The organism is Methanoregula sp. (genome assembly GCF_049690535.1).
Taxonomy (GTDB): Archaea; Halobacteriota; Methanomicrobia; order Methanomicrobiales; family Methanospirillaceae; genus Methanoregula.
Genome location: NZ_JBAVMX010000053.1, coordinates 1 through 22,140 on the forward strand (window position 1 = coordinate 1; position 22,140 = coordinate 22,140).

The following is a 22,140-nucleotide window of genomic DNA, read 5'->3' on the forward strand; positions in this document are numbered from 1 at the left end:
CTGAAAGCCAGGCAGAATTCGAGAACCACCGGTACAATAAATACACACCGATGATGAGGATAATCGCGTAGGTGAGCGTTTCGACAATATTGTAGGGCTCGCCGTACTTGACGGGATCGATGTAGTATTTGTATATGAAATCACTAATCATTCATAATCCGGATGAGCCCAGATACTATAAAATTACTTAAAGAGAAGGTCTTTGACAAGTCCAAGTGGATGCAGTTACCCCGGGATGTGGTGATTGGCCACGATGTCCTTAACCAGATCACCCCAGTCTGCGAAGATCTCAAACTGGGCAGATCTGCATTCCTGATATCAGGAAAGAGTACCATGGAACGGGCAGGAAAAACTGTTGGGGATCTGCTCTCCAAAACAGGTACCGTGAAGATTTTTATTGCAGAAGAGATCAGCCCGAAGGTAATCAAGCAGGCAGAGCAGGAGGCAAAGGACATGGACTTTGTGATCGGGGTCGGGGGAGGTCGGGTGATCGATACGGCAAAGATCGTGTCGTATAATCTCGATCGGCAGTTTGTCTCGATTCCGACAGCGGCATCCCATGATGGCATTGCTTCTGCCCGGGCATCGGTACCCACTATGGAGGGCAATGTCTCCCTTGAGGCCCATCCACCTCTTGCCATTATTGCGGACACCGGTATTATTGCGTCCGCCCCACACCGGCTCCTTGCGGCCGGCTGTGCGGATGTGATCTCCAATTATACAGCCATCCTTGACTGGGAGATGGCTCACCGGATCAAGGGTGAGCCGATGAGCGAATACGCAGTTGCACTCTCTAAAATGACTGCGGAAATCCTGGTCAAAAATGCCGATCTCATAAAACCTCACCAAGAGCAATCGGCGTGGTTTGTTACAAAAGCACTCGTATCAAGCGGGGTAGCGATGAGCATAGCGGGATCGTCACGGCCTGCAAGTGGCGGGGAGCATAAGTTCTCCCACGCCCTCGACAGACTTGCCCCGGGAAAGGCCCTGCATGGGGAGAGCTGCGGGATCGGTACAATTATCTCGATGTACCTCCATGGTGGCGACTGGCGGGGGATACGTGAGTCGCTCAGGATGATTGGCGCTCCGGTGACACCTGCGGATGTCGGCATCGCCGATGAGGTAGCCGTTGAAGCACTCCTTATGGCAAAGACTATCCGCCCGGAACGCTTTACAATCTTTGATATGGGTATCACCAGGGAATCGGCGGAGAAACTCGTGCAGATGCTCTATTCAGAATAGTCCGGTGTTAACAGCAAAATGAAGTGGAGGGATTTTGCCATGGCAGATACAAAAACAAAAGTGACGCTTGTCGGGACGGTGCTGGCAAAACCCGGCGTTGAGTTTATCTACGAGGGAGAGACTGCGGAGTGCGGGACCTGCAAGGTCAAAAAGGCGTGCAACAATTTGAACAAAGGCCACCGGTACCGGATCATCACGGTCAGGAGTACCCATCATGAGTGCGCCGTACACTTCAACGGTGCAACGGCGGTCGAGGTCATGGACGCTCCTGTGACCATGCTCGTCAGTGCTGACATGGCGATCGTCAACTCCAAAGTAAAGATAGAGTTCTCCTGCAACAAGGCTGACTGCAAGAGCTACTCCCTCTGCCGGCCGGAGGGAGTGGTCGAAGGTGAAAAATATGTTATTGCCGATGTGCTCGGTAATGCGTCAGATATCTGTGGCAAAGGACGGGCGCTCAAGCTTGTCGAGATTAAACCGGTGTAACCGCTCCCGAACTTTTCCTCAATCAAGTGCGACTTTTTTTATCCGGTCCTCATTCGAGCCGGTTCTGCCAGAGTACATCTGCCACTTTCAGGATACCTGAATAATCCTCCAGTTCGGCAGTCCACCGTTCAGGTACAGCCTCGATCCCCCAGTATGCCCCGGCGAGCGCTCCGCAGCAGGCCCCCACGGTATCTGCATCCCCGCCGAGATTGATGGCCGAGAGCACGGCGTTCTCAAATGTTCGGGCGTTCATAAAACAGGAGAGTGCCGCATGCGAGCAGAGCACCGCATCCAGCGAGGGCTCGGGACGGTACCTCGCGTAACTTCCGAGTTTATCCAGCACTTCTGCATTCCTGCACCGCGAGCGGGCGTGGATAAATGCCTGCCTGCGTGAAACCCCCCGACACATCTCGCCTGCCATCTGGTTGAGCCACGCGGAGCAGTGGGCAGCGACCGGATCGTAGTGGGTGAGCTCTGAGCACACGATGCTTACGCCGTACACCTGATCAGCAGGATAAAAGATCGCGAGGGGAAATGCCCGCATTACACTCCCGTCGCTCCTGCTCCCATGATGGCGACGGTGGACGAGCTCTGCGGCACGCTGCGGCAAGGTGCCGGAACGCACCAGTGTGAAAAATGCCGAGGATGTAGGGCCGTACCATTCCGGTCGCTTTTCGTACCCGGAAAGCAACCGCTGTACAAGGTCAGACGGGTGAAATCCCCTGCACGCGATAAGCGATTCTGCGATTGCAAGTGCCTGCAGTGTATCGTCCGTATACTGGCCGGCCTTCCGGAAATGGCGCCCGCCGGGTCGCATATTCGTCACCCACGCTTCAGGTTGGGGAGATCCTTCCAAAGGCGCACCCAACGCGTCCCCAATTGCGAGTCCTGCCAATAATCCCCTTGGGTGAATGTATTCTCTTATAAATTTCACCAATAAGGTATATCTGTCGTACAGAAAAAATAACTTTTCAGAGAGAAGGCGATAGTGTGCAAAAAGAAGAGTTACTACATCTGCATATGCTGATGGTACACATCAGGAAGTATTACGAGAACACAACGAATGAGGAAATTGCAACCGAACGCTATGATGCTCTCGAAATATCACCGGTGCATATTCATAAGGATAAAAAAGCCCATAAAGACGCACTTCTCACACTGGGCGAAGAGATTGTAACTCATATCAACGGACACCACCATGTGCATGTGGTGAACTATTCTCCAGAAACTGCAACTGCGTCGACACCGCAGGTTGCAGTCGAACATTAACTGTTATGGATGAGGCACTGGCATTACGGGAGATTATCTCCCGCATCCTCTCCCTGCCTCCGGGTGACAGCGGGATTGTTGCCGTAAAAATTGACATCTGCCGGAAGTACCGGCTCATGACAGTTCCCAAGAATTCGGCAATACTGGCAGCTGCCACTCCTGAGGAGCGGGAGAGCCTGCGCAGGATCCTGCTTGTCAAGCCTACCCGTACCCTCTCCGGTGTTGCACCGGTTGCCGTGATGACCTCTCCGTATCCCTGCCCGCATGGCAAATGCCTGCCCTGCCCGGGTGGGCCGGCGCATCCGTTTGGATCGCCGCAGAGTTATACGGGAGAGGAGCCTGCGGCAAAACGGGCCCGCGAGCATAACTACGATCCGTTCGCGCAGGTCCACGCCCGGCTCGGACAGTTCGAGACACTGGGTCACCGGGTCGAAAAAGTGGAACTGATCGTGATGGGCGGGACAATGACCGCCCGTCCCGTGGAGTACCAGAATGAGTTTGTCGCCCGGTGCATCGAGGCAATGAATGTATACCCCAGGGATACACCGGCAGCAACCGTGCCTTCCGTTGCAGAGGTTGAAGCGGCAAACGAGACAGCTGATGTACGTTGCGTTGCGATCACGTTCGAGACGCGCCCGGACTGGTGCAAAAAAGAGCACATCAACCGGATGCTTGACCTCGGTGTCACCAAGGTGGAACTGGGCGTCCAGCATGTGGACGATGCGATCCTTGCATTCAACCGCCGGGGCTGTACCGTTGCCGATACTGCCGAGGCAAACCGTCTCCTGCGTGATGCCGGTATCAAGGTCGGGTTCCACATGATGCCCAACCTGCCGCATTCGACAATCGCCGCTGACCGGGAGATGTTCGAGACGATCTTCTCCGATCCCCGGTTCAAGCCGGATTTCCTGAAAATATACCCGACGCTTGTTACCCCCGGTTCCGAGATCGAGGAACTCTGGGAGCTCAAGAGGTATGCACCGTACGATGAAGAGCAGCTCATCGATCTCATTGCCTATGCAAAAATGCTCATACCGGAGTACACGCGGCTCTCGCGGGTCCAGCGCGACATCCCGGCAAAACTGATCGTGGCCGGGTCCCGGCACTCCAACTTCCGGCAGCTGGCCCAGAACCGCCTTGCTGCCCAGGGCCGGCACTGCCGCTGCATCCGGTGCAGGGAGATCGGGAGACTGCCCTCCCTCGTGGAATCCGACATACGGGTGATCCAGTATGAGTGCTGCGGCGGAACCGAACATTTCATCTCCGCGGTCTCGGGGGACTCACTGATTGGGTTTGCCCGGCTCCGGTTTCCGTCATCAGAGTTCCGCCCGAAACTTCATGGTGCCGCGCTCGTCCGCGAGCTCCATATATACGGGAGTCTTGTCCCGGTTGGCCAGGATGCGGCAGAATCAGAAGAGTGGCAGCACCGGAACTTCGGGCGGATCCTCCTTTCCCGCGCCGAGGAGATCGCAAAAGCGGCAGGCTTTGAACGTGTCGCTATCATGAGCGGTATCGGTGTCAGGCCCTATTACCGGAGACAGGGATATGAGCGCAGAGGGCCTTATATGGTAAAGGAGATGTCATGAACCCGGCAACCACGGAGTTTGTGCGGCAGCGGTTCACCGAGTATTACCGGAAGGCGATGTTGGTCTCCCCGTCCTCTCTTGCCCAGCGGGAATGGGGTTTTGTCCTTTTTAATCCCGGCGCTACCGAGATGCGGATGCGCCGGCACATCGCATTTACCGATCGTGCGGAGCTCTTTGATTATATCAAAAACCTCGTCCCTTCCCATATCTATTACTCGACCGCCTATTACGAGAAACCGGATGCGCCGACCATGGCTGAAAAAGGCTGGTGCGGGGCCGACCTGATCTTCGATCTGGATGCGGATCATATTGTTAAAGGCCCCTACGACCAGATGCTCTCCCGGGTCAAGACCGAGACAGAAAAACTGCTGGCCATGCTCACCGATGAACTGGGGGTCGATCCAAAGCAGATCGAACTGGTTTTTTCCGGCGGGCGGGGGTACCATGTCCATGTCCATGACCTGGCCTTTCGCGGGTGGGGCAGTGCCGAACGCCGGGAACTTATCGATTACATCTGTGGTATAGGCATTGACCCGGCGGTCCTGCTATCGATTCCGCAAACCAGGTCATCGCCCGGGTGGCCGGGCCGGTTTCGCGAAGCGCTCATCGATTACCTGACCTGGATTGGACGCTTCAGTGAAGAGGAGGCAATGACCCGTCTCACCACGCTTGAAGGTATTGGAAAAGAATCAGCGGCCGGTTTTTTAAAAAAGCGGGATGAGATGATCGCCGGTCTCAGAGGGAGCGCACAGATCGACCCGGTGATCCTCAAAGACCGGGTGATTAAAGCGGTTGTTCATGAAACCGAGGGGGAGTTCCGGACGCGGTTGAACGACCGGGCAGCGCTCGCGGATGAACCGGTCACGACCGACACGAAGCGTTTGATCCGTATGCCAACGTCTCTTCATGGCGGCAGCGGTATGCGTGTGCAGCCGCTCGAGGTTCGGGACCTGTCCGGGTTCGACCCGCTCATCGACGCCGTTGTCTTTGCAACCCGCGAGGTCAGGGTGGACTCACGGTTCCCTCTTGCCATGCCCATGCTTGGAAGCACTTATCAGATCCAAAAAGGGATCTCTACAGTACCTGAAGCTGTGGCAGTTTTCCTCTGCTGCCGCGGCATCGCGGAAATTGCCTGAAAAATAATCTCCTTTCGAGTACCTGCCATGGGATTTGATGATCTGCGCAGCATCCTGCTCTCCGAGCGCGAAACCGGCAAACTCCTCCAGATATCCCCAGATATCTTCGATCGCACCCACGCGGAGATCGCAGAACTCTTAAAAAAAGTCTATGCAATTGAGGACCCGCTTTCCGACGAGGCGCGTGCGCTTATAGAAGAGACCATCGCGATAAAGGAGACCATGCACGAGCTCTTCGCCATACGCTCGCGCAAGATCCTTGCCCTTGCCCTCATGCACGCAGAGGGCAATTACTACGACCGGGAGGAAGTAAAACGGATGCTCCCTGCAGAGCACGGCATGTTTGACCGGATTGCAGCCGGCCTTGAGGAATGTCAGGGTATCCTGCTCCACAACGCAAAACAGCCGCTCGTACCGGTTCCCGTGGCGGTTCCTGCTGGTATGGAGACTGATGAAGATGAGGGGGTTGCGGCATACGATGAAGTCACTCCGGGAACGGAAGGACCGGTACCGTCATCATCGGCCCCTTCATCGGCCGGGCCATCCCTTACCCCACCCTATACGCTTGTGCGGGTACTTGGGGAAATGGATACATTCATGGGAGTTGACGGAAGGATATACTCCCTTACAAAAGGCGACATTGTGACCCTTCCCGAGAGAAATGCATCGGTGCTCAGCGACAGGAACATTGTTGTAGCCCTCACTCTTCCGACCTGTAAATAAGCGGGATCAGGGTGCGGAATTATTTATTCAGCAGGAAAGTTTCGCGTGGGGATCTTTTTTAGGCTGGCATTTCCTGTCCGGCTTACGCAGGTCAGGCAGCATCCTAATCTTTTTAAGATCCCGGCACTAAAACTTTACACTCTTCGCCACGATGAGAATGAAAGAAAACCGGGACGGTGACAGTACATCATACTGCCGCGCACCCATATCTTAAATATGAACCTTAGCAAAGAATACTGGGATTCAATATCAGAACATATTCGGTGAAAACATCATGAAGATGCCAGCGAAATTCAACACTTACTGTCCTTTTTGCAGAAGTCACCAGATCCACGAAGTGGAGAAGGTCAAGAAGAGCAAGACGACCGGCCTCCACTGGATCGACCGCCAGAAAGGACGCAGAGGCAAAGTGGGCAACATGGGCAAGTTCTCAAAGGTCCCGGGTGGCGACAAGCCCACAAAGAAGATCAACGTCAGGTACCGCTGTGTAACCTGCGGGAAAGCGCACCTGAGAAAAGGCTACCGGGTTGCCAAGTTCGAATTAACGGAGTGAGAAACATGGTACGTGAAGCACGGGCAAACCGGAGCAGCTTTTTAAAGGTAAAGTGCCCGGACTGCGAGAATGAGCAGACGATTTTCTCAAAGGCGAGCACGACAGTCAAGTGTGTTGTCTGCGGACGCGATCTTGCGACCCCCACGGGTGGAAAGGCGACCTTAAAGGCTGAGATTATCTCAGAGTTCAAGTGAGCCAGTCCATGCCGGAAAGAGACAGGGAGTGGCCACAGGAATCAGAACTGGTAGTCTGCACCGTAGAGAATGTCAAGGATTTCGTTGCATTCGTATCGCTTGACGAATACGGTGGCAGGCAGGGGCTCATCCCCATCTCTGAAATCGCAACCGGCTGGATCAAGTATATCCGTGACCACATCCGTGAGGGCCAGAAGATCGTATGCAAGGTCCTCAACGTTGACCGGACCCGTGGTCACATCGATCTTTCCTTAAAGGATGTTAACGAGCACCAGCGCCGTGAGAAGATCCGCGAGTGGAAAAACGAATCAAAGGCGCGCAAGTGGATCGGGTTTGTAGCAGAGAAATCCGGCGAACCCGCCACGGCGATAGAAGATGCAATCATTGACAAGTACGGCGAGCTGTACGCGGTGTTTGAGGATATCGTCACCGACAGCGATGCAACGGTCAAAAAACTGGGGCTCTCCAAAAAAGCGAGCGAAGCACTGGTGCACATCGCCCACGAAAGTGTAAAGATCCCAAAAGTCGAGGTAACCGGCCAGCTCGTCCTCACGTCAGCAGAGCCTGATGGCGTAACGGTCATACGGAATGCCTTAAAAAAGGCAAGCGAATCAAAGTCCGCGGGGGCCGATATCGAGTTGCTGTACCTGGGTGCACCTGTCTATCGGATCAAGGTAACAGCGTCCGATTATAAGAAAGCGGAAAAGGCGCTGGAAAAAGCTGCCAATGCCTCAATTGCCGTTCTGGAAAAATCCGGTGGCGAAGGCAAACTTATCAAAAAACCCAAGTCCGGGAAGAGTCAATGAGCGGGAGAATCCGTCGCTGCGGCGCAGACAATACCTATACCCTTTCTCTTCTGTGTCCTGTGTGCGGAGGTCCGACCTCGATTGCCCACCCGGCGCGATTTTCGGTACAGGATCGTTTTGGCAAGTACCGGAGGATGGCACAACCGGGGCGAGCGGAATGATTGATGATATCAGTATCCGCTATCTCGATTCTTTTACCGATAAAAATCTCACGAACCCGGTCCTTGTCGGGGGGCTGCCCGGTATCGGTCAGGTCGGAAAGCTCGTCGCCGAGTACATGATCCACATGCTGGGCGCAGAAAAGATCGGTGAGATCCATTCTATTTACCTGCCCCCCCAGGTAATTATCGAGGAAAATGGCGTTGTCCGGTTACCACGAAACGAGATCTACCTGTACAAGGCAGAGGACCGGCACATTGTTTTCCTTGTGGGTGATTTCCAGAGTACCTCCAACGAGGGGCATTATCTGATGGCCGATGCATATCTCGATATTGCAGTTGAACTGGGAGTAAAACGCATGTACACTCTCGGGGGATTCGGTGTCGGGCACCTGGTCAACGCGCCCCGGGTACTGGGCGCCACAAACCGCGCGGACTTAAAAGCGGAGATCGAGGCGGCGGGCGTGACCTTTGACCGCGATGAACCGGGCGGCGGTATCGTCGGTGCCGCTGGGCTCCTCCTCGGCATGGGTGGCATGCGGGGCATCGATGCGGTCTGCCTTATGGGTGAGACAAGCGGATACATCGTCGACCCGATGAGCGCAGCAAGCGTCCTTTCTGTTCTTTCAAAACTTATCTCGGTGCCGGTCGATCCTACGCAGCTCAACGACCGCGCAGCGGAGATGGAGAAAGTTGTGCAGGGTTACCTTGAAAGCGAGAAACTGCAGCATGACGAAGAACTGAGTTATATCGGTTAATGATCCCTCCTTTCGTGTTCTTTTCTTCCTGATCCCCGGGGGATCCCCCGATAGTAAAAAAATCTGCATCTGCTCTAACAGCATGCACCAGGGATTCCCTGTACCTGAACGTGGGGGTGCATACGGCCCGGTTTTTACCTTACTGGCGATACATTTCGTTTGTTTTATATGGCAATGCCATCCTGATTATACAATAGAGAAATATACAAATTCCGGTGCATTGCGATGCTTTCAGTACTGGTTATTGACGATGATCCTGCGATTCTTGAGGTGACCCAGCAGGTGCTGGAACGATCGCACGAGATATCGGTAAAACCGGTCAGTTCTTCACAGGAAGCACTTGATATACTCCAGAAAAACATTTTTGATGCCATCGTTCTTGACTACGATCTGCCGGGAATCAACGGTATTGAGCTTTTAAAGATCATCCGGGGCAAAGGCGATGTAACGCCGGTGATCATCTTTACCGGTGTCGGGCGGGAACACGCGGCGATCGCTGCGCTCAATAACGGTGCCAACTTCTTCTTAAAAAAAGGCGAAGATACGGAAATGCCGTTTGTTGAACTGCAACAGATGATCCGGCATGCAGTCGACCAGCGGTTCATGGGTAAAGCAAAAGGATTGTCAAGGAAGATTGTCGCCGATCTGATCAATTTTTCCCTTGATGCCGAGTTTGCCATTGACCCGGAGGGAAACGTGCTTGCGTGGAATACAGCGATGGAGCAGCTGACGGGTGTTCCCGCACCAACCCTGCTTGGCAAGGGAAATTTCGCATACGTAGAGCCTTTTTTTGGCAGGCGCCATAAGATGCTTGTCGATATGATATTCACGCCAGATGAGGAGATAAGGAAATCCCGGTACATGATCATCAACCGGGAGAAGAATGGGCCGATCGTTGCCGTTACCCGGGCAAAAAAGGTTGACGGAACTGAGTGGACGCTCTGGATGAAGGCGATGCCGCTCTTTGACAATCACGGGGAGTTTATTGCAGCGGCAAGTGTTGTCCGTGATGTTACCTCGACATTTAAGGATGTGAGCATCGAGGAAGCTGAGCATGTCGGGGTTCAGGTACACCATGATACATCTGCTGAGACGGCTCCTGCATCCGGCGGTCTGATGGACTGGATCCTCGGCAAGGCTGCAGCGCAGTACAAGGAGGGTGTCAACCTGTACGCCCGTAAATGTAATTACCGTGATGCAATTGCGGCATTTGACCGTGCACTCAAGATCGATGAGAAAATCCCCCATGTCTGGAACGACCGGGGCATCTGTTTCCGGACGCTGGGTGACTATGACGAGGCACTCAAATCGTTCCTGCGTGCAGTGGAACTTGCCCCGGGGAATGTTGAGATCCTTTATGAATTGGGGGAGACTCTCGAACAGATGGGTGTCATGCAGATGAACAACCGGTACCTTGAGGCAGCTGTCGAGACGTTCAAGATGGTGGTCAATAGTTTGCCCAACAACATGGAATCCTGGAACCATATTGGCGTCTGTCTCAAGGAGTTGGGGAGACCCGAGGAGTCCAAGTTTTATTTTGACCGGGCCCGGGATATCAAACTCTGGAAGAAGGATGTACCGATCCCACGGAAACGTGATGAGTACCTGTAAAGTGCAACTATACTGACATAATCCTGTTCTGCCTGGGAAGTGCGGGCGCTCTTATCCACTTATATCCTCAAACGATGTAATCTGGAAGGTACCCATGCTTGCAAATGCCGATTTGCACATCCACTCGCCGTTCTCAATGGCAGTATCAGGTGCAATGCATCCGGAAAATCTGTTGAATGTCTGCGTAACAAAGGGGCTCCATATTCTTGGCACTGGTGATGCTTTGCACCCGGCCTGGCAGAAAGAGTGGGAACCATTTCTTGTAAACGAGACCGGAATCTGTGTTATCCCGACCGGTGAGGTTGAGGACGAGCACCGGGTCCACCACCTGATCATGGCTGAGGATTTCGGGCAGTTTACACAACTCCGCGAGTTTCTCCAGCCGCACAGCAAAAGCATCAGCACGAACGGGCGTCCGCACGTGTACCTCTCTGGGAAAGAGATTGCGGAGCGGGTGCACGAGGTCGGGGCTTTTATCGGCCCGGCGCACGCATTCACCCCGTGGACCGCGCTCTTTGCGTACCATAATTCAGTCGCCGGCTGTTATGGCAGCGAGCCGATCGATTTTGTGGAACTGGGGCTTTCGGCAGACAGCTCATACGGTGCAGGCATCCCGGATTTTGCGTGCGTTCCTTTCCTTTCAAACTCGGATGCCCACAGCCCGCAGCCGGAGAAGATCGGGCGCGAGTTCAACCGGATTCGACTCGACGGCAAACTTTCAGTACGAGGGGTGCTTGACAGCATCAGGGCCGGTGCCATCGAGGCAAACGCCGGCTTTTTCCCGGAAGAGGGAAAGTACAACCGGACTGCATGTGTCCGTTGCTATACTCAATATACCCTCGAAGAAGCACAGCAGCACTCATGGCGCTGCCCTGCCGATGGCGGCCTGATCAAGAAGGGTGTGTACGACCGTGCCCGGGAACTTTCACACGGCTCTCCCGGGTCACGGCCGCCATATCTCCACCTCGTCCCGCTCGGGCAGATTATCCAGACGATGGAAGGGGTCTCGTCACCGGGTACGAAAAAATGCCGGGCAATCTACAATGCGTTCATCGCAGAGTTTGGAAATGAGATCGACGTGCTCATCAAGACCCCGGTGATAGAGATCCGGGCAATCCATCCGAAGGTTGCAAAAGCCATCGATGCGTTGCGGGAAAATCACGTGGTCCTCCACCCGGGCGGCGGCGGGAAGTACGGTACGTTCTCGCTCGCATGATATGGAATATTTTACACGACTACGTAAAGTGGGAAAGTATTTTTTTCAATTTATTAACTGCTCTGTAGAAAATCTATTTTGAGAAATATTCGCCCCCCTTACGCCAGCCCTGCCCCCGAGGGGGCGGGGGCGTATGCGATGCTTCCGTATTACCTGTGTCGGGGTGCAGACATGAGTACAGGTAATACAACACTATCTCGAACCGGGGGATGCCACAAGCGTGCGGGGGCGAAGGCATAGCGGAAACTTAAAAGAGCGTTCGTACTATTTTCTTCCAGGATTTCAACAGAGCAAATTTTTAACGTTTCACCAAAAAAGAGAGAAGGAATTTGTTTACATATCGAAATAGAGGTGGAATTCCCACGGGTGGGGGCGGAGACGGACCTCATCGATCTCAGAGTGTTTATACTCGATCCAGGTATCAATAACGTCCTGCGTGAAGACGCCGCCTTCCAGGAGGAACTTGTGGTCTGCTTCCAGAGCGTCGATTGCTTGTTCGAGTGAACCGGGGACGGTCGGAATCTTCTTTGCTGCCTTTCCATCGAGTTCGTAGGTATTTCCTTCGAATGGCTGGCCGGGATCGATCTTCTTCTTGACGCCATCGATACCCGCCATCAGGAGCGCCGAGAACGAGAGATAGGGGTTGCACATCGGGTCCGGGGGCCTGAACTCGATCCGTTTGGACTTGGGGTTCTCCGAGTACATCGGGATCCGGACGGCGGCTGACCGGTTCCGCAGGGAGTACACAAGGTTGACCGGGGCCTCATAGCCCGGCACGAGCCGCTTATACGAATTGGTTGACGGGGCGCAGAATGCCATGAGCGCGTTTGCATGTTTGAGGAGACCGCCGATATAATACTTCGCGGTCTGGCTGATCATCCCGTAGCCCCTGGCATCGAAGAACAGGTTCTCTCCATCCTTCCAGATCGACTGGTGTGTATGCATGCCGGAACCATTGTCGCCGAACAGTGGCTTTGGCATGAACGTCGCGACCATTCCGAATTCCCGCGCCATGTTCTTGACGATATATTTGTACATCATGCAGTTGTCCGCCATTTTGACCAGGGGACTGTACCGCATGTCGATCTCGTTCTGGCCTGCGGTTGCAACTTCATGATGGTGTACTTCGACAGGAATTCCGGTCTCAATCATCCTGTTGACGATATGACTCCTCACATCCTGGAGCGAGTCGTGGGGCGGTACCGGGAAATATCCTTCTTTGTGGCGGGGTTTGTACCCCAGGTTGGGCTGCTCGTCCCTGCCCGAGTTCCAGATCCCCTCTGTGGAATCCACCGAATAGAACCCCTCGTTGACAGTCTGGGAGTACCTGACGTCATTGAAAAGGAAGAACTCGTACTCCGGCCCCCAGAAACTTTCATCCGCAATGCCGGTGGACTTGAGATACTGCTCCGCCTTCTGTGCAATGAACCGCGGGTCCCGCGTATATGCAGCCTTGGTTACCGGATCAAAAACGTTGCAGATGATCGAGAGGGTGGGAACATAGCACACCGGGTCATTTACTGCGGTGGAAGCGTCCAGGTACAGGACCATATCCGACTCCTGGATCTTCTGGAACCCCCGGATGGATGAACCGTCAAAACCGATTCCTTCAGCCCAGATGCCGGCATCCGGATCTGAATCTTTGACCAGTTCTGAGGCAGGGATAGAGAAGTGTTGCCAGAGTCCCGGCAGATCGTTGAATTTTAAATCGACGATCTTGATCTCATTTTTCTTGATAAGAGAGTTGATCGAATTGATCTGCTCTTTTGTCACACGTGTCGTCTTGGTGCTCGTGCTCTTTTGAACCATATCGTCACCTTTTCATACCGACAGGCATTTTCAGGTCTCATTGAAGATCCAGGATATCAGTGCGGACCCTGTCAACTACCTGCAAGCAATAGGAAGATTATTTCCTAGTTATAATATTTAAAAGATATGCACCCGTATGGAAAACAACAGAAAACGTGACTGCTCTGCAGACAATCGATCTCTTCAAAAAATGTGGGGGTTCTTTGGCGTCAGCGGACAAAGAAGCACCCCAAAGAATCACTCTTCTATCCTCTATGTTAAATAAGTATTTCGTGTTCTCCGTGCACTCCCGAACCAAGACCGGAGACTGCGACCCGACCGCACGGTAAATGCCGGCCTGATCCGGTTTTCAGTCGGCCGGCCCGATCTGCCTGCCCGTGTCGTTCCGTAAAGATTAATGAAACCGGCCTCCAACATATGCTCTAGAATGCTCAACGTACACCGGGATATCTGCGGGTATTGCGGATGCTGTGTGTCAGTCTGCCCTGAAGGTGCACTTGAACTGATCGACGCATACCTTTCTGTTGAAGAGAACTGTACGAGCTGCGGTATCTGCGCCAAGGTTTGTCCCCTTGGTGCGCTGGAGGTCGTGCATGAAAAGTAAATATGATGTGCTGATTATCGGCGGCGGTCCGGCCGGCGCTCTTGCCGCCCGGACAGCGGCAGAAAAAGGGCTCTCGGCCTGTCTTGTCGAGAAGCGCCCTGCGATCGGCGCCCCAGTCCGCTGTGCGGAGGGGATCGGCAAAGAAGCACTTGCCGAGTTTGTCAAACCCGATCCGCGCTGGATCTCTGCGGAGATGACCGGGGCGGGCATTGTCGCTCCCGACGGGTTTGAGATGACGTTAGAATCCTCCATGGCCGGGGGGAAAGTCGGGTATATCCTCGACCGCAAGGTGTTTGACCGTGCACTGGTCTGGCAGGCAGCAGAAGCAGGGGCAGACATCTTTGTCAAGACCCGCGCATCCGCGCCGGTGATGCAGGACGGCCATGTCAAAGGGGCGCAGCTTGAGTACTGTGGCCATGTCACGAAGGTCATGGCAGATGTCGTGATTGCAGCAGATGGCGTCGAATCCAAGTTTGGCAAATGGTGCGGTATCGATACGACCGTCCCGGTCCGGGAGATCATGAGTTCGGTCCAGTATGTCATGACCGACATCGACATCAACCAGGATGCCACGATCTTCTACCTGGGTAACGAGGTCGCACCCGAAGGATACCTCTGGGTTTTCCCGAAGGGAAAAAGGGCTGCAAATGTCGGTATCGGTATCTCCGGCAGGAAGAGCGGCAAGGGACACCGGGCAAAAGATTACCTCGACCGGTTCGTGAAACAGAAATTCCCGCACGGCAAGACCATCGAATGCATCGTTGGCGGTGTCTCGGTCTGCCGCCCGCTGGAATGCACGGTTGCAGACCACCTGATGCTTGTCGGAGACGCAGCACGGGTGGTCGATCCGCTCACGGGCGGCGGCATCTACAATGCAATGTATACCGGCAAACTTGCGGCCGAAGTCGCAGCCGACTGTATTGCAAAAGGCGATCTTTCAAAGAAAGCGCTAATGGCCTACGACCGGGAATGGCGTGCCTCAAAGATGGGGAAAGCAATCGAGCGCAACTATCATATTAAGGAATATCTCATCAAGCAGCCTGACGAAAAACTCAATGCGATCATCCACTCCGTCTCGAAGCTGGACTTAAAGGAGTTCTCCACGCTTACCTTAATAAAAGAGTTATTGAAAGCCAACCCGAAACTGCTCATAGAACTTGGGGCGCTTGCCGCCTCAATCCGTTAAATTTTTTAACTGCTTGTTGAGGAGCCGCAGGCAGTCGTCCTCGGCCTCTTTTTTGGTAAAGACCGTGAAGATATCGCCAGGCTGGATCCGTACGTTGCCGCTGGGGATGATCAGTGTACCGCCTTCCCTCCTAATCGCGATAAAGACGAAGTCCTTTACTTTAAGTTCCCGTATCTCGTGGCCGACGATGGGGGCCTTATCCTCTGCCACAATCTCGAAAATGCTGCCGCCGGGGATCGAGGCGAGCTGCTGGAGCTTGGGGTTCTCGGTCCAGTAATAGAGGCGCGAAGCCACGAGATCGTCCGGGTTCTCGCTGATCCGGACCCCTACTTCCTTGAAAAATTCCGAATGGGCGGTCTGGTTGACGATCGCGACCACATTTGGAACGTGGAAGCGTTTTGCAAGCCAGCATGTCATGAGGTTGACCGCATCATCGCTCGTGGTGGCAACAAACGCATCGGTCCGGTCGATGCCGGCCTCTTCAAGCGTAGACTTATCGGTGGCATTGCCGGTGATCGCAAGGATATCGTAGTGCTCAAGGATTTCACTGCACCGGTTTTCGTCCTGGTCGATGACAACGACGTTGTTGCCGTGCTCGACCGCCTGCTTGACAAGGCTGCGTCCGATGCCGCCAAGCCCCACGATGATAATATACATGACTACCGGTTACCATCATCGCCATTGAAATAATTTGCGCATAAACCTATCCATGTGATCTGCGGGGTTGACGAAGCCGGGAAAGGGTCGGTGCTGGGGCCGATGGTGGTCGCTGCGGTGGGGGCGCGATCCGCAGATGTCTTTTCTGATCTCAGTGTGAAGGATTCAAAGCAGCTCACGTATCCAGAACGGGAACGGCTTTTTCCCCTCATCAAAAAACGGTGCAGGGTTGTAACGGTAATAATCCCCGCAGAAGAGATCGATGCCATCCGTCGGGAGATGACCATGAATGCCTGTGTAGCCCGGGCCCATGCGCAGGTAATAAGAAAACTCGCCCCCGCTACCGCGTATGTCGATGCGTGCGATGTCAACCCGCTCCGGTACGCAGAAACGGTCCGGAGCCATCTCGATATCGCGTGCGAGATCGTATCGGAGCACCATGCAGACGATACGTACCCGATCGTTTCTGCAGCAAGCATCATCGCGAAAGTCACCCGTGACCGGGAGATTCTAAAACTCGCAAAAAAATATGGTGAGATCGGCAGCGGATATCCCTCTGATCCGATCACTATTACGTACCTCTCCGCGTATATTGATGAGCACCGGGCCCCCCCGCCGATTGCCCGGAAGAGCTGGAAGACGGTGAGCACGATGCTCGGGAAGAAATCCCAGAGCAGTCTGTCTGCATTTATTTAGATCCGGGCAGTTTGCAGTTCAGAATATTTTTACACCACCATTCCTTTATGTGGTTATCCTGTCCATCAAGTACAGATGGACTGGATCTTCATCCTGATTGCCCTGGTGGCAATCTACGCCGTTGCCGCGTATATTATTTACACCAGGAAAATCTGGGCCGATCATATTGTTTTCTACGGCCCGATCATGGCGATCAAGACCACCCGGGTAAAATTTTTCGATAAATTTACCGCACTGCGCACGTTTTTCAGGATCTACGGGACCCTCGGGGTCATCGCGGTCATCCTCGTTTCGGTCTTTATGACCGTGATGCTGTTTGTCTCGATCCGCTACACGCTGATGATAAAGCCTGAACCGACCGGCATCTACTCACCCCAGAATTTATTTTTGATCCCGGGGCTCAACGACTATGTCCCGTCCACGTTCGCGGTCTGGTTTGCATTCTTCCTGACCATCGTGGTACACGAGTTCGGGCATGCGATCCTCTGCCGGGTTGAGGACATTAAGGTCAAGGGCATGGGTGTCCTCCTTGCTGTGATCCCGATCGGTTTTTTTGTCGAGCCGGACGAGGAGGAACTCGAACAGAAAAAAGGCATACCCAAGATGCGGATGTTCGGTGCCGGGATCACAAACAACCTTGTGGTCGGTTTCTCCTGCTTTGTGCTGCTTATCCTGATGTTTGGTCTCGTGGTGCCGGCGACCCAACCGGCTATCACCGGGATCTACAAAGGGTATCCTGCGGATAACGCGAGCGTGCCGCAGGGCTCGGTGGTGACCGCAGTAAACGGGGTGCCGGTGGCCAGCCGGGCAGATGTGTCCGCGATCCTGAATATGACAAAACCCGGGGATACGGTTACCCTGACGACCGCAAAAAACGGGATCTCCTCTGATTATAAACTCACGCTTGCGACGTGGCCTTCCGGCTACAGCAGCAACCAGACCAGCGGGTTCATGGGGGTCGAGTACTACGATAGTGTAGCAGTGAAGACTGCGGTCGGGACGATGCTCTCACCAATTGGGTTCGTTGAATTCCTGATAGTTCCCTTTGCGAGCGGTGACGGGTCGCAGTACCTGCGTATCCTCGCGTTCGATACGCCGGACACTTCGTATTACCAGGCGCCCTTTGCCGGTTTCTGGGACGCAACCCACATCCTCTTCTGGTGTGCATGGATCAATATCAATGTGGGGATCTTCAACGCGATCCCGATGATCCCTCTGGACGGCGGCTATATCTTCAAGGAAGGGGTCGACCGGCTGCTCGACCGGCGCGGGCTCATTAAATATTCCGGGTACGTTGTCGGAGTGGTCAGCTACGTGATGATCGTGGTACTGATATCGCTTATCGCGCTGCCGTACCTGCTGCATATGTGAACGGGTTGACAGCAGGGATTTTTCCCGGTTTTTTTGAAAGTGTGGATGTAAAGAGTATCCCTGACGGTCATCATGTGTTTTACAACATCATACTACAAAAAAATGGATAAAATTTTGTATTGTGATTTTTTATTATGGAGAAATCTGGCGGGCAAAGAATTAATCCCCGTCGCTAAAAGGGTTTCATTCTAAATAGTTGTTATGAAAAAAACTCTTCGAAGTCCCGGGATTTTTTTTGGTTGCAGGTGCTCTGATTTCGTTCGGGAGAGAAACCGGATTCCCCGCGTGTTTTTTTTAACAGTTCGATCAACTCGCACTTCCCGATCCGCCACCTCCCAGACTGGATGATGAACTCCCCCCGAATCAAAAAGGTTTATGATACTTATGTCCGCAGCAGTGCGATCTTGGAACCGACCGGGACACCCGCTTCATCAGCAACCGGCTGACATTTTGCCGCCATAAGGTATGCAACAGGGGGAAGGTCGTTTCGTTCGAACAGGGATTCGAAATTTGCCATACCCTTTGCGATAATCAGCGTGCAATGGGAGATGGCATCTGAAAGGGAGGGGGGGGCATCTTCAGGACAAAAGCCGATCTCCGCCCCATCGCAGTTTGTGGTGAGACAATCGACGATGCGATCCAGCCCGAGCATTTTTGCATCTGCAATAGTCGCATCGTTGAGCATCGGGCGGGCTTTTACCGCGAGCGTGATCCTGGACCCCCGTGATTTCAGGTACTGGATCAGGAGCCGGTCAAAGACAATCTCTCCGCAGTTGTCACTCAAATAGACAACCCGGGATGTCAAAGGAAGAATACGATCCGTGTCATCGATGACCAGTCCTTTTCTAAATTCCTCCCGGAAAAACACGGAAAAATTGCTCGTGACTGTATGCCCCTTGACACCATAATCAAAGGTATTCGCGATGACGGAAGCAAGCACATAGTCCCTGAACGTGTGCAGGTTTTGCCGGACCTCTTTGCAGACTGTGATCGCTTCGGCATTCCCCTGATCTTTGAGGAGTGAGAACGGATCGGAGGTACCGAGCAGTTCATATGCACGGTGGTGAATGCGGCTTGCAATCTGGGGATGTGTCAGGGGCTCGTCTTTGATCGCCAGAAGATACGAGCGGCAGGATGAAGCAACCTTTTGCGTTGTTTCCTGGTCGGCCCCGACCAGTCTGCACTCGAGTTCGACCCGGGTTATCAGGCAATCAATACACGTTTCCGTAATCTTCACGGCAAACCCCCCCAAAAAAACAACAGCGATAATGGGGCCATCGCGATTTGAACGCGAGTCAGAAGACCCCCAGTCTCCTAGGATGGCCAGGCTACCCTATGGCCCCGCTCTCATACTATTCGCAGATATTCCATATGTATCTTGTTATACTGCAAAAAGGCATATCCCGGAGCAGGACTAAGATCTCTTTTAAAAACTGTTTTGTTTAAATTCCTCGACCTTCTGGATCAGGCTGTCGAGTTCATGATCGGTGATCTTCATCTTTCCCTCAATGGAGTCTATTTCCTGTAAGAGTTGCCGGATGCGCACATACATCAGATAGGTGATAAACTGCTGGATAACGATCACTGTACCGAGTAATACTACCATGTAACTTTCAAATGCCATAGTATCGTACCTGACCGTCAGACCGCAGTTGAGGAGAAACCTGCTGGCATACAATTTTGTGTATTAACCGGCTTGATGGGTCTCTCACTTCGGTGGCGGTTTTAATCTATTATTATCGAACTATATACGATACTATTAGTAATCTTTTCCTATAACTGAATTTCCTCCATGAGGAGAGGCATAATCAAAAAATGCATTGGGTACATCCGTTGGCGGGATATCCCTCTCTCCCGTCCCCTGCCCGTTGGAGGTATACCTGTTCGTACTTCTCCTTTGGAGGGGATTGTGTTTTCCCTTAAATACCCTTGTGTTTTATCGGAGGTACCCGGGGAATAACTTTCCGTGGCCATGCAGAATATACATTATTTCCCAGGAACGGGCGAACCCTGCCAGAAATAAAAAAGATATCTATATATGGAGTTATCTGGTATTATGAATTACAGCGGATAGTGTAGCACTGGAGCCATGGCCATGTTGAAAGATAAAATTGCGGCATTTATTGAAAAAATACAGGCAATCGATGGTGTAACAGCATGTGCCCTTGTTTCACGGGATGGAATCATTGCAGGAAAACATTTTGACCGGGAATTCAATGAACCCTGGTTTGGTGCGCTGGCCGCGACTATTCTTGCATCCGCGGAGTCGGCAGGAAATCTCATCAGCATGAAATCCATTTCGGCGGTTACGATACGGGCTGCAAATTTATCTATTCTAGTCATGGGAGCCGGGGAACATTTTCTTGTTGCCGCAATTCTCAAAAGCGGTGCAAATCAGGAAGACATCAGTTCCCATATCGGTGCTGTTGCTGCAGAGATTGGACGGGTGATGTAAGTGTATACTATTCTTGTAGTGGATGACAGTCCTTTTATTGTTGATGTGTTTGTTACGATGCTTGAGCGGGGGGGGTACCGTACTGTTGCTGCGTACGGCGGTGAGGAATGCCTGGAGATCCTCAAAACAGTCACTCCGGATCTCATCCTTCTCGATATCATGATGGAGCCCATGGACGGGTGGGAAACGCTGGAAAAGATCAAGGAGAACCCGGCCACAAAAGAGATCCCCGTACTCATGCTCACGGCAAAACAGCTGACACCTACCGAAGCGCAGGAATACGGGATCTTTATCGAAGACTACGTACTCAAGCCCATCACCCACCGCGAGCTCTATGATGCGATCGAACATGTGCTCAACCGCCGCCAGACAATCCGGTCGGATATGGATCGGGCCCGGCAGTCCGGGTTTGATCCTGAACTAGTCAATGAATATTCCCAGCTTTCAAAGAGTATCGATGTCAACAAGCGCTTGATGAAGATCCTTGAAACCACGTATAATTTCAATGATTCGAAAGTCCGGGTCAGCGACGATATCTCCCGTGCCTTAAAAAGCATGGATACCAACATCAGGTTTCAGGAAGCTCGCCTCCAGCAGATCAAAGGCGACCTTGCCGGGAAAGTCAGTTAAAGATATACCCTTCGGGACGGTCGATCTTATAAACCTTTGAATAGTATTGCGGCCTAAAATTAGGGGTGCGGGGCGGTTTTCCTGCGAACGCCCGTCCGCAGGCATCCTGCCACCCTTGCCCCGGATAACGGAGAAATCTCATGGACCTGACTATCCTGATCGTTGACGACAGTCCTTTTATCGTTGACGGACTTGCAGCCATACTTACGCGCAAGGGATACACGCCAATTTCTGCCTCGGGGGGAGATGAATGTATCAGGATCCTCGAAACGGTGAAACCCGATCTCATTCTCCTAGATATTATGATGGAACCGATGGACGGGTGGGAAACGCTGGAAACGATCAAGAAAAATCCCGTAACAAAAGAGATCCCGGTGCTCATGTTCTCGGCAAAGAAGATCACCCCTGCTGAAGCGCAGGAGCACAGCATGAGTATCGATGATTTTGTCTCAAAACCCGTGAGCCCGGCGCAGCTGATGGATTCGATTCAGCGGATATTTTCCCGCAGGAACGATGTAAACCTGGAGACGCTCGTCGCACAGAACAAGGGTCTTGACCCGGCAGTGATTGAGGAATATGGCGCGCTCCGAAAAAGTATAGAAGTCGACAGGAACCTGCTGGTAGTCCTGAAGTCATCAAGCGGGATGGACGTCCCCGGGCACGAGGTCTCCCGTGAAGATGTGGAGGCACTACGGAACATTGAGGACAAAATTTACCGGTCCGAACGACGGTTGCGGGAGATCAACGACCTGATTGGAAAAGCAGCCTGACCCCGTACAGGTTACCGGAAACAAGAAAATGCTGTGACAATATTTATATGGTTTTCTAACATTGTTATAATGCTGTACATCTTATTCCCAAGGGTTCGTAGCTCAGTTCGGTAGAGCGCCTGGCTTTTAACCAGGTGGTCGGGGGTTCAAATCCCTCCGGGCCCGTTACCACGATCCAATCGTGGATTTTTTGCGGTGATGCATCTGAGAGGCAATCGTTTCAT

At 53.1% G+C, this 22,140-nt stretch carries 26 protein-coding genes and 2 tRNA genes; 21 read left to right on the forward strand and 7 right to left on the reverse strand.

Annotated features, from left to right (window positions below):
- Positions 1-151 (reverse strand): DUF63 family protein (locus WCE46_RS04135; protein WP_424732459.1); only part of this gene is annotated, 151 nt, incomplete at its 3' end.
- An 11-nt stretch (positions 152-162) separates the two neighbouring features.
- On the opposite strand from WCE46_RS04135, the gene WCE46_RS04140 reads away from it, so the two are divergent.
- Positions 163-1,242: an NAD(P)-dependent glycerol-1-phosphate dehydrogenase gene (locus tag WCE46_RS04140; protein ID WP_424732433.1), complete on the forward strand. Its 1,080-nt coding sequence runs from the start codon at positions 163-165 to the stop codon at positions 1,240-1,242.
- Between the two features lie 39 nt (positions 1,243-1,281).
- A complete protein-coding gene (locus WCE46_RS04145; protein WP_424732434.1) occupies positions 1,282-1,728 on the forward strand; it encodes a UPF0179 family protein in 447 nt (148 codons plus the stop codon).
- Between the two features lie 49 nt (positions 1,729-1,777).
- On the opposite strand, the gene WCE46_RS04150 is transcribed toward WCE46_RS04145, so the two are convergent.
- Positions 1,778-2,662 carry an ADP-ribosylglycohydrolase family protein gene (locus WCE46_RS04150; RefSeq protein WP_424732435.1) on the reverse strand — a complete coding sequence of 295 codons (885 nt, stop codon included), beginning with the start codon at positions 2,660-2,662 and terminating at the stop codon, positions 1,778-1,780.
- 56 nt (positions 2,663-2,718) lie between these two features.
- Between WCE46_RS04150 and WCE46_RS04155 the strand changes: the two genes are divergently transcribed.
- The 11 genes from WCE46_RS04155 to WCE46_RS04205 all read left to right on the forward strand — a co-directional run bounded on the left by WCE46_RS04155 (position 2,719) and on the right by WCE46_RS04205 (position 11,738).
- Positions 2,719-2,997, forward strand: coding sequence for a UPF0058 family protein (locus tag WCE46_RS04155; RefSeq protein ID WP_424732436.1), 279 nt, complete (start codon positions 2,719-2,721; stop codon positions 2,995-2,997).
- Between the two features lie 5 nt (positions 2,998-3,002).
- Positions 3,003-4,583: a tRNA uridine(34) 5-carboxymethylaminomethyl modification radical SAM/GNAT enzyme Elp3 gene (locus WCE46_RS04160; RefSeq protein WP_424732437.1), complete on the forward strand. Its 1,581-nt coding sequence runs from the start codon at positions 3,003-3,005 to the stop codon at positions 4,581-4,583.
- A complete protein-coding gene (locus tag WCE46_RS04165; protein WP_424732438.1) occupies positions 4,580-5,719 on the forward strand; it encodes a DNA primase small subunit domain-containing protein in 1,140 nt (379 codons plus the stop codon). Before WCE46_RS04160 ends, WCE46_RS04165 begins: the two co-directional genes overlap by 4 nt.
- Before the next feature lie 27 nt (positions 5,720-5,746).
- A complete protein-coding gene (locus tag WCE46_RS04170) occupies positions 5,747-6,442 on the forward strand; it encodes a hypothetical protein (protein WP_424732439.1) in 696 nt (231 codons plus the stop codon).
- A gap of 274 nt (positions 6,443-6,716) precedes the next feature.
- Positions 6,717-6,995, forward strand: a complete 279-nt coding sequence (locus WCE46_RS04175) for a 50S ribosomal protein L44e (protein ID WP_424732440.1) — start codon at positions 6,717-6,719, stop codon at positions 6,993-6,995.
- A gap of 5 nt (positions 6,996-7,000) precedes the next feature.
- The gene (locus WCE46_RS04180; protein ID WP_424732441.1) at positions 7,001-7,189 is read left to right on the forward strand and encodes a 30S ribosomal protein S27e; all 189 of its coding nucleotides are present in this window, start codon (positions 7,001-7,003) and stop codon (positions 7,187-7,189) included.
- Between the two features lie 8 nt (positions 7,190-7,197).
- A complete protein-coding gene (locus tag WCE46_RS04185) occupies positions 7,198-7,995 on the forward strand; it encodes a translation initiation factor IF-2 subunit alpha (protein WP_424732442.1) in 798 nt (265 codons plus the stop codon).
- Positions 7,992-8,156 carry an RNA-protein complex protein Nop10 gene (locus tag WCE46_RS04190; protein ID WP_424732443.1) on the forward strand — a complete coding sequence of 55 codons (165 nt, stop codon included), beginning with the start codon at positions 7,992-7,994 and terminating at the stop codon, positions 8,154-8,156. Before WCE46_RS04185 ends, WCE46_RS04190 begins: the two co-directional genes overlap by 4 nt.
- A complete protein-coding gene (locus WCE46_RS04195) occupies positions 8,153-8,911 on the forward strand; it encodes a proteasome assembly chaperone family protein (RefSeq protein ID WP_424732444.1) in 759 nt (252 codons plus the stop codon). The genes WCE46_RS04190 and WCE46_RS04195 overlap by 4 nt, the downstream gene beginning before the upstream one ends.
- 225 nt (positions 8,912-9,136) lie before the next feature.
- Positions 9,137-10,522: a response regulator gene (locus WCE46_RS04200; protein ID WP_424732445.1), complete on the forward strand. Its 1,386-nt coding sequence runs from the start codon at positions 9,137-9,139 to the stop codon at positions 10,520-10,522.
- A gap of 94 nt (positions 10,523-10,616) precedes the next feature.
- Positions 10,617-11,738, forward strand: coding sequence for an endonuclease Q family protein (locus WCE46_RS04205; RefSeq protein WP_424732446.1), 1,122 nt, complete (start codon positions 10,617-10,619; stop codon positions 11,736-11,738).
- Positions 11,739-12,071: 333 nt separating this feature from the next.
- On the opposite strand, the gene glnA is transcribed toward WCE46_RS04205, so the two are convergent.
- A complete protein-coding gene (glnA, locus tag WCE46_RS04210; RefSeq protein ID WP_424732447.1) occupies positions 12,072-13,547 on the reverse strand; it encodes a type I glutamate--ammonia ligase in 1,476 nt (491 codons plus the stop codon).
- Positions 13,548-13,974: 427 nt separating this feature from the next.
- On the opposite strand from glnA, the gene WCE46_RS04215 reads away from it, so the two are divergent.
- Both WCE46_RS04215 and WCE46_RS04220 read left to right on the forward strand, forming a co-directional pair.
- Positions 13,975-14,151 carry a 4Fe-4S binding protein gene (locus WCE46_RS04215; protein ID WP_012107516.1) on the forward strand — a complete coding sequence of 59 codons (177 nt, stop codon included), beginning with the start codon at positions 13,975-13,977 and terminating at the stop codon, positions 14,149-14,151.
- On the forward strand, positions 14,141-15,337 hold the full coding sequence (locus WCE46_RS04220) for an NAD(P)/FAD-dependent oxidoreductase (protein WP_424732448.1): 1,197 nt from the start codon (positions 14,141-14,143) through the stop codon (positions 15,335-15,337). Before WCE46_RS04215 ends, WCE46_RS04220 begins: the two co-directional genes overlap by 11 nt.
- On the opposite strand, the gene WCE46_RS04225 is transcribed toward WCE46_RS04220, so the two are convergent.
- A complete protein-coding gene (locus WCE46_RS04225; protein ID WP_424732449.1) occupies positions 15,326-15,994 on the reverse strand; it encodes a potassium channel family protein in 669 nt (222 codons plus the stop codon). The genes WCE46_RS04220 and WCE46_RS04225 overlap by 12 nt on opposite strands.
- A 54-nt stretch (positions 15,995-16,048) precedes the next feature.
- Here WCE46_RS04225 and rnhB point away from each other — a divergent pair, with 54 nt between their 5' ends.
- Both rnhB and WCE46_RS04235 read left to right on the forward strand, forming a co-directional pair.
- Positions 16,049-16,690 (forward strand): ribonuclease HII, encoded by a 642-nt coding sequence (gene rnhB / locus WCE46_RS04230; protein WP_424732451.1) that lies wholly within the window; start codon positions 16,049-16,051, stop codon positions 16,688-16,690.
- Positions 16,691-16,765: 75 nt separating this feature from the next.
- A complete protein-coding gene (locus WCE46_RS04235) occupies positions 16,766-18,061 on the forward strand; it encodes a site-2 protease family protein (RefSeq protein ID WP_424732453.1) in 1,296 nt (431 codons plus the stop codon).
- 382 nt (positions 18,062-18,443) lie between these two features.
- Here the strand turns inward: WCE46_RS04235 and WCE46_RS04240 are convergent, their stop codons facing one another.
- The 3 genes from WCE46_RS04240 to WCE46_RS04250 form a co-directional block, all read right to left on the reverse strand.
- A complete protein-coding gene (locus WCE46_RS04240) occupies positions 18,444-19,298 on the reverse strand; it encodes a damage-control phosphatase ARMT1 family protein (protein ID WP_424732454.1) in 855 nt (284 codons plus the stop codon).
- 32 nt (positions 19,299-19,330) lie between these two features.
- Positions 19,331-19,404, reverse strand: a tRNA-Pro gene (locus tag WCE46_RS04245).
- Positions 19,405-19,487: 83 nt separating this feature from the next.
- Entirely contained in the window at positions 19,488-19,685 is a 198-nt protein-coding gene (locus tag WCE46_RS04250; protein ID WP_424732455.1) for a hypothetical protein, read from the reverse strand.
- Between the two features lie 471 nt (positions 19,686-20,156).
- Between WCE46_RS04250 and WCE46_RS04255 the strand changes: the two genes are divergently transcribed.
- The 4 genes from WCE46_RS04255 (at position 20,157) to WCE46_RS04270 (ending at position 22,081) form a co-directional block, all read left to right on the forward strand.
- Entirely contained in the window at positions 20,157-20,516 is a 360-nt protein-coding gene (locus tag WCE46_RS04255; RefSeq protein ID WP_424732456.1) for a roadblock/LC7 domain-containing protein, read from the forward strand.
- Entirely contained in the window at positions 20,517-21,146 is a 630-nt protein-coding gene (locus tag WCE46_RS04260) for a response regulator (protein WP_424732457.1), read from the forward strand.
- A gap of 140 nt (positions 21,147-21,286) precedes the next feature.
- Positions 21,287-21,916 carry a response regulator gene (locus WCE46_RS04265; RefSeq protein WP_424732458.1) on the forward strand — a complete coding sequence of 210 codons (630 nt, stop codon included), beginning with the start codon at positions 21,287-21,289 and terminating at the stop codon, positions 21,914-21,916.
- Positions 21,917-22,007: 91 nt separating this feature from the next.
- Positions 22,008-22,081 (forward strand) — tRNA-Lys (locus WCE46_RS04270).
- Positions 22,082-22,140: the final 59 nt, after the last annotated feature.